14 protein-coding genes and 1 pseudogene are annotated in these 15,725 nt (G+C 66.0%); 7 read left to right on the forward strand and 8 right to left on the reverse strand.

Going from position 1 to position 15,725, the window contains the following annotated elements; genetic code table 11:
- From EV640_RS11205 to EV640_RS11235, 7 genes and pseudogenes are all read right to left on the reverse strand, one after another.
- The coding region (locus EV640_RS11205; protein WP_243832305.1) for a phage holin family protein at positions 1 to 305 on the reverse strand (305 nt) is incomplete at its 3' end.
- 101 nt (positions 306 to 406) lie between these two features.
- Positions 407 to 1,108, reverse strand: coding sequence for a hypothetical protein (locus EV640_RS11210; RefSeq protein ID WP_133726461.1), 702 nt, complete (start codon positions 1,106 to 1,108; stop codon positions 407 to 409).
- A gap of 227 nt (positions 1,109 to 1,335) precedes the next feature.
- On the reverse strand, positions 1,336 to 2,439 hold the full coding sequence (locus EV640_RS11215) for a YihY/virulence factor BrkB family protein (RefSeq protein WP_133726462.1): 1,104 nt from the start codon (positions 2,437 to 2,439) through the stop codon (positions 1,336 to 1,338).
- A gap of 63 nt (positions 2,440 to 2,502) precedes the next feature.
- Positions 2,503 to 2,616 (reverse strand): DUF4235 domain-containing protein, encoded by a 114-nt coding sequence (locus EV640_RS13890; RefSeq protein ID WP_084479294.1) that lies wholly within the window; start codon positions 2,614 to 2,616, stop codon positions 2,503 to 2,505.
- 134 nt (positions 2,617 to 2,750) lie between these two features.
- A pseudogene (locus EV640_RS13975) lies at positions 2,751 to 2,963 on the reverse strand (DUF3618 domain-containing protein); the annotation flags it as partial.
- The gene (locus EV640_RS11230; RefSeq protein ID WP_243832306.1) at positions 2,950 to 3,315 is read right to left on the reverse strand and encodes a phage holin family protein; all 366 of its coding nucleotides are present in this window, start codon (positions 3,313 to 3,315) and stop codon (positions 2,950 to 2,952) included. The pseudogene EV640_RS13975 and the gene EV640_RS11230, both read right to left, overlap by 14 nt.
- A 323-nt stretch (positions 3,316 to 3,638) precedes the next feature.
- On the reverse strand, positions 3,639 to 4,406 hold the full coding sequence (locus EV640_RS11235) for a PRC and DUF2382 domain-containing protein (protein WP_243832307.1): 768 nt from the start codon (positions 4,404 to 4,406) through the stop codon (positions 3,639 to 3,641).
- 611 nt (positions 4,407 to 5,017) lie between these two features.
- Here EV640_RS11235 and EV640_RS11240 point away from each other — a divergent pair.
- Positions 5,018 to 5,734, forward strand: a complete 717-nt coding sequence (locus tag EV640_RS11240; RefSeq protein ID WP_133726464.1) for a TetR/AcrR family transcriptional regulator C-terminal domain-containing protein — start codon at positions 5,018 to 5,020, stop codon at positions 5,732 to 5,734.
- Positions 5,735 to 6,263: 529 nt separating this feature from the next.
- Positions 6,264 to 7,676, forward strand: coding sequence for an MFS transporter (locus EV640_RS11245; RefSeq protein WP_133726465.1), 1,413 nt, complete (start codon positions 6,264 to 6,266; stop codon positions 7,674 to 7,676).
- Between the two features lie 169 nt (positions 7,677 to 7,845).
- On the opposite strand, the gene EV640_RS11250 is transcribed toward EV640_RS11245, so the two are convergent.
- Positions 7,846 to 9,777, reverse strand: coding sequence for a BglG family transcription antiterminator (locus EV640_RS11250; RefSeq protein WP_036473561.1), 1,932 nt, complete (start codon positions 9,775 to 9,777; stop codon positions 7,846 to 7,848).
- Positions 9,778 to 9,916: 139 nt separating this feature from the next.
- Between EV640_RS11250 and EV640_RS11255 the strand changes: the two genes are divergently transcribed.
- The 5 genes from EV640_RS11255 (at position 9,917) to EV640_RS11275 (ending at position 15,593) form a co-directional block, all read left to right on the forward strand.
- Entirely contained in the window at positions 9,917 to 10,264 is a 348-nt protein-coding gene (locus EV640_RS11255) for a PTS sugar transporter subunit IIB (RefSeq protein ID WP_051500783.1), read from the forward strand.
- The gene (locus tag EV640_RS11260) at positions 10,261 to 10,533 is read left to right on the forward strand and encodes an HPr family phosphocarrier protein (RefSeq protein ID WP_133726466.1); all 273 of its coding nucleotides are present in this window, start codon (positions 10,261 to 10,263) and stop codon (positions 10,531 to 10,533) included. The genes EV640_RS11255 and EV640_RS11260 overlap by 4 nt, the downstream gene beginning before the upstream one ends.
- Positions 10,533 to 12,191, forward strand: coding sequence for a phosphoenolpyruvate--protein phosphotransferase (gene ptsP, locus EV640_RS11265; protein ID WP_036473296.1), 1,659 nt, complete (start codon positions 10,533 to 10,535; stop codon positions 12,189 to 12,191). Before EV640_RS11260 ends, ptsP begins: the two co-directional genes overlap by 1 nt.
- A 96-nt stretch (positions 12,192 to 12,287) precedes the next feature.
- Positions 12,288 to 14,318 (forward strand): PTS mannitol transporter subunit IICBA, encoded by a 2,031-nt coding sequence (locus EV640_RS11270; RefSeq protein WP_133726467.1) that lies wholly within the window; start codon positions 12,288 to 12,290, stop codon positions 14,316 to 14,318.
- A 132-nt stretch (positions 14,319 to 14,450) separates the two neighbouring features.
- Positions 14,451 to 15,593 (forward strand): mannitol-1-phosphate 5-dehydrogenase, encoded by a 1,143-nt coding sequence (locus tag EV640_RS11275; RefSeq protein ID WP_133726468.1) that lies wholly within the window; start codon positions 14,451 to 14,453, stop codon positions 15,591 to 15,593.
- The last annotated feature ends 132 nt before the right edge of the window (positions 15,594 to 15,725 follow it).

The following is a 15,725-nucleotide window of genomic DNA, read 5'->3' on the forward strand; positions in this document are numbered from 1 at the left end:
GTCGTGTGCGGGGCGCCCTGGGCCTGTTCAAGGTTCTTCTTCCCGAGCACCGCCAGGACCGCGGCGATGATCGCCCAGATCGCGGCGACGATGACGGCTGACCAGGCGGTGCCGATCGCGGTGGCGCCCAGAGCGGCCCAGAGGGCGATGGAGAGGAAGAGCAGCACGAAGTGCCCGGCGATGCCGGCACCGCCGAACATGCCGGCACCCTTTCCGGCGTTCTTCGCGGTCTCGCGCAGTTCGGCCTTGGCGAGGGCGATCTCCTGCCGGATCAGGGTGGAGAGGTCACTGCTGACGTTGGACATGAGCGAACCCAATGATTCCTTTTCGGCTCTGCGCTCCCACCTAGGCGTGGGATCTGTCCCCGATGTGGGTTCTGGGTCAGTGGGGCGACGGGCATAGCTGCTCATCGGCCAGCACCGCCGGCGAAGGGATCAGTGTCGCTGGTGTAACCCGGGGAGGGACTGGTGGGACCGGTTTCATAGGCCGGGGCAGTGCCTGGGTCGGCGTCACCGGCAGCAGGCCCGGTTGCGACAGCGCCTGCGTCATCGGCGTGGTGCTGCTTGAGTCCACGGGTCAGCCGGCCGGCGGCGAAACCGACACCGGCTGCGATGGCCAGGAACGCCACCGGACGACGACGCGCGAAGCTCTGGACCTCCTGGAGGACCTCCTTGGGGTCATGGTCCTCGAGCCAGCTGGCGGTGGCCTCGGCCCGTGAGTTCAGCTGGTCCACGAGGTCTTTCGCAACCCCGGGCTCAGGCTTCTCGCCGCGAGCGATGCGGGCGACGTCGTCGCTGAAGGTGCGCACCGTGCCGGCTGCGCGATCCAGCTGTTCAGACGCCTGGGACTCGAGCATGGTGCCCGCTTCACTGCCCAGGCGCTTGGCCTCGCGCACGGCGTCGTCCTTGACCCCTGCGGCTTCCTGGGCCGCCGTGTCCTTGACTGCCCGTCCGGCATCCTTGGCGTCGCCGGCGACATCTTGTGCCTCTGATTTGGCCTGATCCGACTTCTTCTGGTCCTGAGACGCAGAATCGGAGGTGGAACCAGATGTGGAATCAGACCCGGAGCCGGAACGCTCCGAGTGCTGTTGCTGCCCGGAGATCGGCATGGTCCCCAGTGGGAGATCGTTCGCTGCCGGATCCGTCTCCCTCCCGGGTGAGGTCGACGGAGGCGTCGGGAACGCCTTGGCTCGTGATGCGTCCTCTCCGCCGAGATTGTTATTAGGGGTGCTGTGTGGGTTTAGCATGATTGCCTTTCGTCGTGTCCTCGGATTCGCGACGAACCGAGGTTGAAAAGAGAGTCTGGAGATCAACTAGACGGGTGACGCCCGACACCTCAGCGCCGGACAGCCTCGTCCGTGCCAACTGCTGGTTCGTCTTGGCTGCGGCCGGCAGATCTGCGCAGATTGCGTGCGCGCCCGACATCCTCCTGATGCTTCTTCGCCTTCTTGTCGCTGGCCTTGGTGTCTCGGGCTGGCAGCTGGAGGTTCTCCTCTGCGGGCATTCCAGCCTGGAGCTCACGGCCGCGCTCGACTTCGCTGTCAACCTCGGCGCCGAAGAGCAGGATCGCATTGACGATGTATATCCACAGCAACAAGATGATGACCCCGGCCAGCGCTCCATAGGTGGCGTTGTAGTTGCCGAAGTTGGACACATAGAAGAAGAAGCCCACAGAGGCCAGGACCGCGACCACGATGGCGATGAGGGCCCCGACACTCACCCAGCGGAACTTCGGTTGCTGCACGTTGGGAGTTGCGTAGTAGAGCAGAGCAACTACGGACACGACGACGAACGCCAGGACGAACCATTGGGCGATACTCCACACCGTGACCGCCGTCGAGCCAAGCCCGATCGCGCTTCCCACTGCTTCTGCAACCGGTCCCGACAGGACCAGGATCAGCAGGGCAACCGCTCCCAGGACCAGGATCAGCGCTGTCAGGAGATACATCTGCACATTGAGCTTGATCCCACCACGACCTTCAGGAACCTCGTGGATGACGTTCATCACCCGGCCGAAGGCCTTCACGTAGCTGGAGGCCGACCACAACGCGGCCAGCAATCCGAGGATGAGCCCGAGCCCCGGAGCAGGGGCTGTCAGGACAGACTCCAAGGCAGGCCGGACTGTGCCCCACGTATCGGAGGGAACGATGCCCTCCGCCTGATCAAGGACCGCGGTGACGGTTCCCCCGCCCTGCCCGAACAGACTCAACACCGAAACCACGGCGATCAGTGCCGGGAAGATGGAAAGGACAGTGCGGTAGGTGAGGCCGGCGGCCAGATCGGTGCAACCGTCCGCGGAGAACTCGCGGATCGTGGTCCTGAGGATGTACTTCCACGTAGGTTTGGTGATCTCAGCCGGAGAGTCAGGCTTGCGTTCGTCCTCCGGGTGAGGAGCGTCCGCCGGATCACTCTGGGTATTGTCGCGGGAGCTGTGAGACATGAGACGGGCCTTTCTCCGAGTGTGTAGGGAGCACGAGCTCCGGGACATGGTGGCGGTCTGGGTCTAGTCGCCCGGCCACTCTCTGGTGAGCCGCTGAAACGTCCGAGCTCCACCGCGATCTACGAGGGCTTTGACACAGGCGAAGAGCGCTCCTCGAACAGCAGCCGCGAGAAGCACCTCACCGACGAGCCCGGCTGGCTAGGAGGAGGGCTGCGGTCACGGCGAGAGCGCCTGCACCGATCCACGCGCCCGATGAATCTGGCGGCGTGCTGGCGTGCTTCGCTCGACTGCTCGGCTATGCGGTCCTTCGTCACGTTGATCTGTTCCCGGGCCTGGGATTTCACATCGAGTTTCTCGGCCAGAGCCCCGACAGTCTCACCGAGCTCGCGCCGAGTGCGCATAAGGTCGGCCTCGATCTCATCTTTGGAAGCTCCCTTCCCAGGCTCTGACTGAACAGCGGTGGCGTTCTTCGTGCCTGTAGTCAGGCGGGGCCCCTGAGGATTCTTGCGATCAGCGGGTGTCATGGCGGGTGTGTTCCTTGACCTCGGCAACGTCTAGCTTGACGTTGGTGATTGTCCGTTCGGGCGCCGGTGAAAGCTCTTCCAGTCTTTTCTTGCCGAGCAGGGCCGTAATGGCGGCGGCGATGAAGAGGACAGCCGTGACGATGAGTGCGGCTGCCCACGCCGGCAGAATCAACGCGAGCCCCAGGATGGATGTGGTGATCAGAGCACCGACACCAAACCATGCCAGGATGCCTCCGACGCCGAGGAACCCAGCACCGATCCCGCCCTGTCTAGCCTTCGCGGTCAACTCCGCCTGGGCGAGTCGCACCTCGTCGCGGACCAATCGTGAGGTCTGTTCTGAGAGGCGGGTCATCAACTCAGGAACTGTAGGTTCGGACGGTTTCGCGGGGTGACTCATGATGTGTTCCCTTTGCATGTGAATCGACGTGCAACCTCGTGGCTGCTGACATTCGAAGATCAAGCTGCCCCGTGCCGTAGGACCGGTAGATGGATCGGGCCTAAGAACCGGCCATCACGGATGTCCCGATCAGCAGAAGATCCTGCATCCTGTGCGATCGACCTGCTGGCACCGGGGGCCTGTTCTTGATGGCACCTCCCAGGGGTCGGACCCTCAGACCCGACCCCCGGTTGGCGCCAGACGTCAGGCTCTGAATGCGCCAGCTGCAGAGACGTCGCTCACCGCTTCGCACCGGGCTTAGAGTCGCCTTCAACGTCGATCTCTTCCTTGCGGACCTCGCCGGAGACGGTTTCGGTGTCCTGGACAGTCCGTTTGCCGACATTGACCTTCTCCGTGGCCACGGTCTCTTTGTCGACCACGGGGCGTTCCTCGCGCAGCGTCACGACTTCATCCTCGCGACCCGCATCATCGATCGTGCCTGCAGAGCTCGCATCGGCGGAGTTCGGGTCGACCTTCTCCCGCTCAACGACGAGCTCTTCGCGCTGGACGGGCACCTCAATGCTCTGGTTCTCGGTGCGAACCCGCTTGCGCAGGCGCACCTGGCCTGCCTCGCGCTGCTCGGTGCCGATCTTCAGCCGCTCCTCATGGGCGACCATGTTGTCGGCATCTGCGGTATCGGTGTCAACATCGGGACCGCCGGTGTCTACCCCGTGGCGTCCGGTGTCGCGAGCAGAGCTGTAGTAGTCCCAGAGACGCTGCTCCTCTTCAACACTGAGGTGTCCGTCAACGTCGATGTTGGGAGCATCCTTGATGTAGGCCTTGGTGAACGGCACCCTGAGGCCTTCGGGGGAGTGGTCGGTCGCGCCGAAGGGGATGAAGGTCTCTTTGGTACCAAAGAGGCCGATATTTACGGTGACGAACTCGGGTTCTTGTGTCTGACTATCCACGTAGACCTGACCGACGGAGCCAACCTTGGCTCCCTCACTGTCATATACATCTGCGTTCTCGATCGAGTCGATGTCGAAGTTGCTGTTGACCATGGTCATTCACTCGCCTTCCCATGCCCCCGAGCTTCGGGGGTCAAGATTTTCTAAAAGAACATTTATATGCCAATTGATTCGAGTTAAATAATTGCTGGAATCAACTGCACCGTCTATTTCATCGCGCCAACCGTGCCTGTAGGTGCTCGAGAGTGCTCCCGGCCCCGAGTGACGCATTCGTAGCAGGCAAACACCCGTCCTCGCGTCGTCGCCGCGACTTCGGGGCTTCAGCCTGATGTGGAGATTACACTGTAAACACAGCTCCGAGCAATAGCCGGCCGGACGGAATCGGAGGGCCATGTGGCAGCACGCCGCGTTGCGCCGCTGATGCCTCACCAGGGCCCCATGATCGCTGCCGGTGGGACAGGGGTGCGCGGGTGCACGCTGCGCCGGGCAAGGCGGCCCGGCCCGCCTGGGGTCCACGTGTGATCGCTCCTGGCTTGGGTATTCGAGGTGATGTCCAAGACCTTCGATCCTGGGCATGCTGCTGCAGCGAGGAGCTCGACTGAAACTGTGAAGAAACTCCGCCGGAGTACCATGGATGAGCGCACGCAGAAGCGTTCACCAGCTGGGCGTCTTCTGAGGAAGTCACCTATCAGGTAGCGGGGTAAATGCAAATGGATCGGACAGCCGACGCCGAAGGTTCAGGCAAGGCGCGACCTGGGCTCAGCCGTGAATTGGTTGTGAGGTCGGCCCTGTCGTACATCGACACTCATGGTGCACAAAAGCTGACGATGCGCGCCCTCGGTGCCAGCCTCGATGTGGAGGCAATGGCGCTGTATAGGCACGTCTCAGGGCGTGAAGACCTGCTCGAGAGCGTCGTCGCTGAACTGTTGCAAGGTCTGGAAGACGATCTCGACAAGCAGCTCAGTGAAACATGGCAGGGGTACCTTCAGACATTTGCCCATCAGGTTCGCCAGATCGCGGTCGAGCACCCTCTGGTCTTCCCGCTTGTCGCGACCCGCCATCCTGCGGCACCGTGGCTTCGACCCCCACTGCGCAGCCTCTCCCTGGTAGAAGGCTTCCTTCGCGCGCTCATCGACCATGGTTTCAGCGACTCTGCCGCAGTTCACACCTACCGAATAATCAGCAGCTTCCTGCTGGGGCACCTGCTGTTGGAATCAATCGTCCGCGGCGCTGAGGTCTCCTCCGTAGAGGTTCCCCTGGATGAGGGAAACGCAATTGTTCCTGAAGGGGATGCCGACCTCGACCGCAGTGCAGTCCCAGTGGTGATGCGTTTGAAGGCAGCTCTGAGTGAGGATCACTCCAAGAATGAATTTGAGATCGGCCTGGAAGCACTAATCGATCGCATTGAATTCTATATCAGCCAATAGCTTCTAACCAGCTTTTCTGGAAATTTCCTTGCTGGTTCTTTGTTGCATTTAATATGGTCGAGAACCCGGTGTGCATGCCCTTATAGGGTCGAAGCCGATGTCTCCCCGTGGGCCTGTCGGAAGCTTTGGAGGATCCATGCGTGCGCTGCGTGCCGAGTCTTTGACGGCCGCCGTCACAAGCGTTTTCCTGCGACGACGGGTTGGCAATCAGGGGATTCGCACCTGAGTTCCCCACAGACGCGCGACTCCGCAGCGGGGACGAGTGGCATCGACGCCACGCCGAAATCGGACGATAGAGTCGCCAAGACTGACGTACGAGCATAGGCCCGATGAGATCGTTGCAGCTTCACATCAGACGGGTGGTCTGTGGAGTGATTCGGATTGGGCTCCGGAGGCCGCCCACTTCAGTCTCAGCTGATGAGACGGCATCGACCCGGGTACAGCACCCTCGGGGCCTCGCCCTATCATTTTGGGTCTGCGCCGCACTCGGTGCCGCTCACCATCAACCCTTCTGTGGAGATGCCCAGCAATGTCTACCTCTGTTGACCCCTCAGCGCCCGGCGCCTCGAAACGAAAAGTCGACGACGTGGCCGATGAGAACCTCACCGTGCCGCGCCGCCGGATCATCATGGCCTCGCTGATCGGGACCACGATCGAGTTCTACGACTTCTATATCTACGCCACCGCGGCCGTCTCGATCTTCCCGCTGCTCTTCTTCTACGGCGATGAAGGCTCCGCGCTGCTGGCCTCGATGGCCACCTTCGGGGCGGCGTTCGTGGCGCGGCCGCTGGGTGCGATCATCTTCGGCCACTATGGGGACAAGGTCGGTCGCAAGGCCACCTTGGTCGGCGCACTGCTGACCATGGGCATCGCCACCTTCCTGATCGGCGCGCTGCCCACCTATCACCAGGTCGGGCTCTGGGCGCCGGCGATGCTGACCATCCTGCGCTTCTGCCAGGGCCTGGGCCTGGGCGGAGAATGGTCCGGTGCCGCGCTGCTGGCCTCCGAGACCGCCCGGCCGGGCAAGCGTGCGCAGGCGGCCATGTGGCCGCAGCTGGGTGCCCCCTTCGGCTTCATGCTCGCCAACGGCCTCTTCCTGCTGCTGGCCACCCTGTTCGCCTACGATTCCACGGCACGCGACCTCGACGACCCGTTCCTGGTCTGGGGCTGGCGCCTGCCATTCCTGCTCTCGGTGGTCATGGTCGCCGTCGGGCTCTATGTCCGGCTGCGGATCGAGGAGACCCCGGTCTTCGCCAAGGCCATGGCCGGCAATGAGCGGGTCAAGGCCCCCATCGGGGAGGTCTTCCGGCGCAACTGGTGGGAGATCGTCCTGGGCACCTTCATCATGCTGGCCACCTACGGGCTGTTCTACCTGATGACCACCTGGGTGCTCTCCTACGCCATCGGCAACGCCGAGGTCGGCGGGCTGAGCTACGGGTACCAGGACTTCCTGGTGCTGCAGATCGTCGCGATCACCTTCTTCGCGATCTTCGTACCGGTGGCCGGCCGACTGGCCGACCGCTTCGGCCGCCGCCCGATGCTGATCGTGGTCACCTTGGCGATCATGGCCTTCGGACTGAGCTTCCGCTACTGGCTCTCCGCGGACTCTATGGGCACCGGCGAGGACCTCAACGTCTGGCAGATGCTGGCCTTCCTCGCCGTCGGCATGACCCTGATGGGGCTCACCTTCGGCCCGATGTCCGCGGTGCTGCCGGAGCTGTTCCCCACGAACACCCGCTACACCGGATCGGGTGTGGCCTACAACGCCGCCTCGATCCTGGGCGCGGCTCTGACCCCCTTCGTGGCGGCCTGGCTGGTCCAGGCCTACGGCGTCGGCGCGGTCGGGCTCTACCTGGCCGGCCTGGGCGTGCTGACCCTGATCGCGCTGATCCTGGCCCCGGAGACCTCGAAGAAGTCGCTCTACACCGAGGCCGCCAAGTAGTCGCACCGGCTCCAGCTGCCCCGTCCCCGACTGATGAGCCGGGGGGGCGGGGCAGTTCTGCGTCCAGGGCAGCGGCGCTGCTCATGAGACTCGGTCGGCCGAGCTGGACGAGCCCCAGGAGCCGAAGAGCCGGGTCAGCCGTCGAGCCGGCCGAGCCTGAAGAGCCTGGTCAGCCGTCGATGACCGCGACCAGCTCGTCGAGGAATCCGCCGAAGTCGGTGCCTCGGCGCAGGATCCGCTGCAGCGAGTCGCGTTCGCTGAGCACCTCGACGAGCTGTTCGAAGACGGTCTGGAACGCATCGCGCTCGGACTCGGAGAACGCCGCCAGGGCCACGACCTGGATCCGTCCTTCGCCCCAGCGGATCGAGCCCTCGGCGATCCCGATGGAGAGCGCGGTGCGCCGAGCGGTCATGGTCAGCGCGTGGGGGACCGCGAGCGATTCGGTGAAGGCGGTGGAGGAGAGGCGTTCGCGCTCGATGGTGCCGCGCACATAGTCCTCGTCGATGATGCCCTGCGCGAGCAGCGGGGCGCTGAGCTGGCGGATCGCGTCCTCTTCATCCTTGGCCTTCAGCGGGCGGATGAAGGCGTCGGGGCTGAAATATCGCTCAAGCTCTCCGCGCAGCCGGGTGAGCCGCCGGGTGCGGCGCCGCTTCGAGGCCACCGCGGCGATGCGCTGGATATCCGCGTCGGTGATGAACGGGGCCAGCTGCACGGTGCGCTCATCGGGCACCGGCGGTTCGATCGTGGTCAGCACCAGATCGGTGTCCATTCCGGCCCAGTCTGGATCGGTCCGGGTCTCCACCGCGGTGACCTCGATGCCCGGACCGAGGGATTCATCGAGCCGCGAGCGCAGCAGGTCATGCAGCTCGTAGTAGCCGGGACACACGATGGTCGCGGTCAGCGCGGCCTCGGTGCGGCGGCTGCGCTCCAGCCGGCCGCCCACATGCATGGCGATATAGGCGATCTCATCCTCGCGGATCAGCACGTCCAGCTGTTCTGACACATCGCTGGCGATGGAGACCGCGACCTGGAAGATCATCGGATAGGTGGACTTCAGCGACTTGGTCAGCGGATTGCGGGAGAACGCCTGCTCCCGTGCCCGGTGGACCAGGTTCTGCACGTGCAGGCTCAGCCGACGGATGAAGTCCTCGTGAGCGATGTCCACCAGATACTCCTCCGCGGCGTGGCCCACGGCGCGGATCACCGCCCGTTCCACCTCGGCGTCCAGCGGCACCTCGGTGCCGGCGCTGCCGTCCGAGGCGACCACCCGGGTCAGCACCAACGAGGCCAGATGCTGCAGGTCGCCCTGCCCCAGACTCACTCCGAAATGCGCCGAGGCCAGCTTCCCGACGACGCCGGCCAGCCGCTCCTGCTGGGCGCTGGGCTCGAGGTGGGTGCCCGCCAAGGGGTGGCCGTGACTGACACGATCTGCTGCGATCGCCACATGCAGAACCACGTCCGTGGAGGCGAACTCGTTGACGTAGTAACCCTGCTCGGCCAGCTGCGTCGCCAGCTCGCGCTTGAACGGACCGAAGGCCTCCGCCTCCAGCGACCCCAGCCCTGCCGCGCGGCGCAGGCCCTCGCCGTCGAAGGAACCGTGCTCCATCTCCTCGTGCGCGAGCTTCGAGACCAGCCGGCGCCGGGCCAGCTCATCGCCGACCAGCAGCGCACGCGAGCCTGAGCGTTGGACGGTGTTGCCGGTGCCCACGAGCAGCTCGCGGACCCGCACCAGATCGGCCTCCACTGTGGCCACGGAGACGTAGAGCCGTTCGGCAGTGCGGCGCAGATCGACCCCGTTCTGCGCCTCGAGCAGCTCGCGCACCAAGCCGTGGAGCCGGTCCCGGGTCGATGCGCGACCGGAGTCGCTGCGCAGCGCCGCAAGCGCGGCCCGGTCCGCTCGGTATCCCGCGGGCCCGGATTCGATCGGAGCCGTCTGTGAATCCGCCGCAGGGGCGCCAGCGGGGGCGCGTGCATTGAGCTGCGCGATATAGGACCGGACGCTGCGCGGGGTGACGCCGAGCAGGTCAGCCAGCGAGCCGGCGGTGATCCACCCGGGCTCACGCAGGAGCAGATTGATCAGCTGCTCCTGGCGCTTGCTCATCCGGTCCACGCTCAAACCTTACCGGGCGGCCATCTCGAGGCACCGGTTTTTCCTCCCCAGCGGAAAGAACTCTCAGCCCCAGACCGGTGCAGTGTGCCCTGAATCACTGCACAATCGATGAGGAAGGAGAGTGTGATCAATGGAGATCCTGGTGGTCTGCGGTGCTGGTGCGTCCAGCACCTTCGTGGCGCAGCGCCTGAAGCTGGCGATGCGCCGCTCCGGCGTCCCCTACGCGGTGCGCGCCGGGAATCAGGCCTCCCTGCTCCATGATCTCGACTCCGCTGATCTGATCCTGCTCGGCCCGCACCTCGCGGACTCGTTGGAGGACATCCGAGGACTCACCGCGCCGGCAGGCACCGTGGTGAGGCTCCTTCCTGAAGACATCTACACCGACCTCGAGGGCACCAGCGCTCTGGCGCTGATCCTCGAGGTCTTCCCCATGCCCGACGCGGCTGCCGCCGCATCAACCCGAAAGGGACTCTCATGAGCTCCACTCGCACTGTCACCGTCGCCTCCTCCCAGGGACTGCACGCTCGTCCGGCCAAGCTGTTCGTCGAGGCCGCCCAGGCCTCCGGCGCCCAGGTGACGATCGCCAAGGGCGAGAAGTCCGTGAACGCGGCCAGCATCCTCGGCGTGCTCTCGCTGGGCGTGGAGCGCAATGACCAGGTGCTGCTCACCGCCGAGGGCGAGAACGAGGAGCAGACCCTGGACAGCCTGGAGCAGTTCCTCACCACCGACCACGACGAGGCCTCCTGATGCCGGAGCTCTCCGGAATCGGCGTTGGAAGGGGCATCGCCGCGGGGCCCGTGGCCCGGATGTCCCCTCCTCCGCCAGCACCTGCCGATGAAGCCTCCGCGCTCAGCACCGAGGCTGAGACGCAGCGTGTGCAGGTGGCGGTCGCCGAGGTGGCCGCCGAGCTCGAAGCCCGCGGTCGCACCGCCGGTGGCATGGCACGCGATGTGCTCGAGGCCCAGGCCATGATGGCCCAGGACCCCACACTGCATGACGCGGTCGCGACCCGGCTGCAGGCGGGCAAGACCGGCGAGTACGCCGTGCACGAGGCCTTCGCCGAGTTCCGCGCCACGCTCGAGGAGCTCGGCGGCTATCTCGGCGAGCGCGCCTCAGACCTCTCCGACGTCTCCCAGCGAGTGATCGCCAGCCTGCGCGGGCTCCCCGCCCCCGGCGTGCCAGACCCCGGCCACCCGTTCATCCTGGTGGCCGAGGACCTGGCCCCGGCGGACACCGCGCTGCTGAACCTGGACCAGGTCCAGGCCCTGGTGACCATCCAGGGCGGTCCCACCTCGCACACCGCGATCCTGGCGCGCGAGAAGTCCATCACCGCCATCGTCGGTGTCGCCGAGGCCGGGAGCCTCACCGAGGGCCAGCAGGTGATCGTCGACGCCGAATCAGGCACCGTGATCACCGATCCCACCCAGGATCAGCTCGACGAGGCCCAGGCCCGCCGCGCGGCACATGCGGCACAGGCCGCGGCGCCGATCACCCCCGGCGCCCTGGCAGATGGCACCGCGGTGCCGCTGCTGGCGAACCTCGGTTCCGCCAAGAGCACCGAGAAGGCCGTGGCGCTGGGCGCCGAAGGCGTGGGGCTCTTCCGGACCGAGTTCCTGTTCCTCAGCGCCGACGAGGCGCCCTCGGTGGAAGAGCAGCGCGAGGCCTACCAGTCGGTGCTCGAGGCCTTCCCGGGCCAGAAGGTCGTGGTCCGAGCCCTCGACGCCGGTGCTGACAAGCCGCTGAGCTTCCTCAACGACGCACCTGAGGAGAACCCGGCACTGGGCCTGCGCGGACTGCGCGCACTGATGGCCAATGAGCAGATCCTTCGCGACCAGCTCACGGCCCTGGCCCAGGCCCAGGAGAACACCGAGGCCGATGTCTGGGTGATGGCTCCGATGGTCTCCACCGTGGAGGAGGCCGAGGCGTTCACCGCCCTGGCCAAGGAGCACGGTCTGGCCACCGCAGGGGTCATGGTGGAGGTTCCCTCCATCGCGCTGATGGCCGATGAGCTGCTCTCGCGCACCGACTTCGCCTCGATCGGCACCAACGACCTGACCCAGTACACGATGGCGGCCGACCGGCTGCTCGGTTCCGTGGCGTCTCTGCAGGATCCCTGGCACCCCGCGGTGCTGCGGCTCATCCGCCAGGTCGGCGCGGCGGGAATCGCCTCGGAGAAGCCGGTCGGAGTCTGTGGCGAGGCCGCCGCGGACCCGCTGCTCGCCGTCGTCCTGGTCGGGCTCGGCGTGAACACGCTCTCCATGTCTCCGGCCGCGCTCGCCGAGGTGCGCGCCGAGCTGAAGCTGCACACCTTGGAGCAGGCGCGCAGCATCGCAGCCGCCGCGCTGACCGCCGCCACCGCTGCGCAGGCACGGGAAGCCGCGCAGGGGGCGGCGCAGAAGTCCTGAACCACCCGCTGAATCACTCCTATCTGGTCCCTCAGCAGAGGGGCCACCACCTTGGACGCACCACAAGGGGCGTCACCATAAGAAAGAGGCTCCGTCATGACAACGGTGTCAGCTGAGACGAAGGATCGGGGCGGCGCACGTGTGGCCGTCCAGCGATTCGGCTCATTCCTATCGGGCATGATCATGCCCAACATCCCGGCGCTGATCGCCTGGGGCATCATCACCGCGCTGTTCATCGACGTCGGTCCGTTCCCGAACGAGGGTCTGGCCATGATCGTCGGACCGATGATCCACTACCTGCTGCCGATCCTGATCGCCATGCAGGGCGGACGGATGATCTACGAGACCCGCGGCGCCGTGGTCGGCGCGATCGCCACCATGGGTGTCATCGCCGGCTCCGACTTCATCGTCGCGCAGTTCAACGCCGGCCTCGCGGAAGGCGCTGACGAACTGGGTGAGGTGCACATGTTCATCGGAGCGATGATCATGGGCCCACTGGGCGCCTACGCGATCAAGGCACTCGACGCCCTCTGGGAGGGCAAGATCAAATCCGGCTTCGAGATGCTGGTCAACATGTTCTCCGCCGGCATCGGCGGATTCCTGCTCGCGCTCGCTGGCTTCTACTGGCTCGCCCCGGTGATCAATGCGTTCATGGAGGTCATGGGCAACGCGGTGCGGTGGCTCATCGAGACGAACCTGCTGCCGCTGACCTCGGTCATCATCGAACCGGCTAAGGTCTTCTTCCTGAACAACGCCATCAACCACGGCGTACTGACCCCGCTGGGCATCGCCGATGCCGCCGAGAACGGCAAGTCGATCCTGTTCCTGCTCGAGGCGAACCCCGGTCCAGGCCTGGGTGTGCTGCTGGCCTTCACGGTCTTCGGCACCGGCGTCGCGCGGGCCACGGCTCCGGGCGCGATCCTGATCCAGTTCCTCGGCGGCATCCACGAGGTCTACTTCCCCTACGTGCTGATGAAGCCCGCGCTGCTGCTGGCAGTCGTCGCGGGCGGCGCCACCGGCGTGGGTACCAACATGGTCTTCGACGCTGGCCTGCGCGCCCCGGCTGCGCCAGGTTCCATCTTCGCGGTGCTGCTGCAGACGGCATCGGACTCCTACGTGGGTGTCATCCTCTCCGTGATCCTCTCCGCAGGTGTGACCTTCGCCGTCGCCTCGGCGATCCTGCTCTCCAGTCGCAAGCGCGACCTCGAGATGGCTGTGGACAGCTTCTCCGCCGCGGTGGCCAAGACCGAGGCCAATAAGGGCAAGTCCTCCTCGCATCTGGCGAACCTCTCCGCTGCGACTCAGGTCCCGGCGCAGAAGATCACCAACGTGATCTTCGCCTGCGACGCCGGAATGGGCTCCTCCGCCATGGGCGCCTCGGTGCTGCGCAAGAAGATCATCGGCGCTGGCATCGAGGGCGTCACGGTCACCAACAAGGCCGTCGCCTCGCTGCCGGGCAACGCTGACCTGGTCATCACCCAGCAGCAGCTCACAGATCGAGCACGAGCCAAGGAGCCTCAAGCGGTGCACGTCTCCGTGGACAGCTTCATGAACGCCCCGGAGTACGACGACGTCGTCACGCTGATCCGCGAGAGCGAGGCGAAGGCCTCAGGGTCCGACGCCGATGACACCGCGGACTCAGGCGAGTCCTCCGCCGGGGGCGTCGCCACGGACACCCGGGTGCGCAGCGAGGCACAGATCCTCACCCGCTCACAGGTCCGGATCCACTCCGGCTCCGCCAGCCAGGACGAGGCGCTCACCGAAGCCGCCGAGATCCTCGGCGCGGCCGGCGCGGTCACCGGGGAGTACCTCTCGGCCATGAAGGAGCGCGAGGCCACGGTCTCCACCTACATGGGCAACGAGCTGGCCATCCCGCACGGCACCAACGACGCGAAGTCAGCGATTCTGGCCTCGGCCCTGTCGGTGACCCGCTACGACGGCGGCGTGGACTGGTCCGGGGAGAAGGTCACCTTCGTGATCGGCATCGCCGGGGTCGGCGACGAGCACCTGGAGATCCTCTCCAGGATCGCGGAGCTCTTCTCCGACGACGCCGAGGTCGCCAAGCTCAAGCGGGCTTCCTCCGAGGAGGAGCTGCTGGAGCTGCTCTCGGCGGTCAACGCGAGCTGAGGCCGTTGACACAGGTGCCTGCGAGCACCAGCTGAGCCGAAGGGGTGCGTCACGCCGGGTCACCCGGGGGCGCACCCCCTTCGCATCTGTACACACGACATGAATCTGAGCACTCAATCTTCGGGAGTCAACATGCTGGCAGTCCATTTCGGCGCTGGAAACATCGGTCGAGGCTTCGTAGGTACCCTGCTGCACGAGGGAGGCTACGAGGTGGTCTTCTCCGACGTCGCCGCACCCCTGGTGGACGCGCTCACGGCCGCGGGCAGCTACACCGTCCATGAGGTCGGAGCCGGAGGCGTGGACCGGGAGGTCACGAACTTCCGGGCCATCAACAGCGCGGAGAACCCCCAGGCGGTGGCCGCCGAGGTGGCCTCGGCTGATGTGGTCACCACCGCGGTGGGCCCTGCGATCTTGAAGTTCATCGCCCCGCATATCCTCGCCGGGCTGCTGCAGCGTCCCGCCGAGGCCAAGCCGCTGCAGGTGATGGCCTGTGAGAACGCGCTGGGCGCCACCGATACCCTGCGCGGGCACGTGCAGGAGCTCGCCGGGGACCAGTGGGAGCAGCTCTCCGCCCGGGCGGTCTTCGCCAACACCGCGGTGGACCGGATCGTCCCAGGACAGCCCGCCGCCGGGGGAGTCGACGTCACCGTGGAGCCGTTCTATGAATGGGCCATCGAGGCCGGTCCCTTCGGTGCCGACCGGCCCAACATCCCGGGAGCTCACTTCGTGGAGCACCTCGGGCCCTATATCGAGCGCAAGCTCTTCACCGTGAACACCGGGCATGCCGCCGCGGCGTACCTGGGCTTCCGTGCGGGGCGCAGCAAGATCGCCGAGGCGCTGGCCGATGAGACCGTCCTCGCCGGAGTCCGGGCGGCTCTGGAGGAGACCTCGGCACTGCTGGTGGCCAAGCACGGCTTCGCGGCCGAGGAGATGGCGGCCTACCGTGAGACCATCCTGGAGCGCTTCCGCAATCCGGAGCTGCCCGACACCGTGGACCGGGTGGGCCGGCAGCCGCTGCGCAAGCTCTCCCGGAACGAACGGCTCGTCGGTCCTGCGGCGGAGGCCGAGGAACGCGGTCTGAGCGTGGCGGGGCTGCTCGCCGTCGTGGAGGCCGCACTGTACTTCGAGTCCGCTGCCGATGAGCAGACCCAGCAGCTGCAGAAGCTGCTGACCGAGCTCGACTCCGACGCACTGACCACCGAGGTCACCGGGCTGCGGTCGGAGGATCCGCTCTACAGCAGGGTCCGCGAGCTGGTCGCCGCGCGGCAGCGCTAGCGGCGGGGCCGCGCGGCGCGTCCTACTCCGGCTCGGACTCCGGCGTCCTTTCCCGCAGCGTCTCCCGCGGCCTCTCCGAACCCTCTCCCGCGGCTGTCGCATCCCTATGCCATGTCCCATCGCTTTGGACGG

The organism is Nesterenkonia aurantiaca (assembly GCF_004364585.1).
In the GTDB taxonomy this organism is placed as follows: Bacteria; Actinomycetota; Actinomycetes; order Actinomycetales; family Micrococcaceae; genus Nesterenkonia; species Nesterenkonia aurantiaca.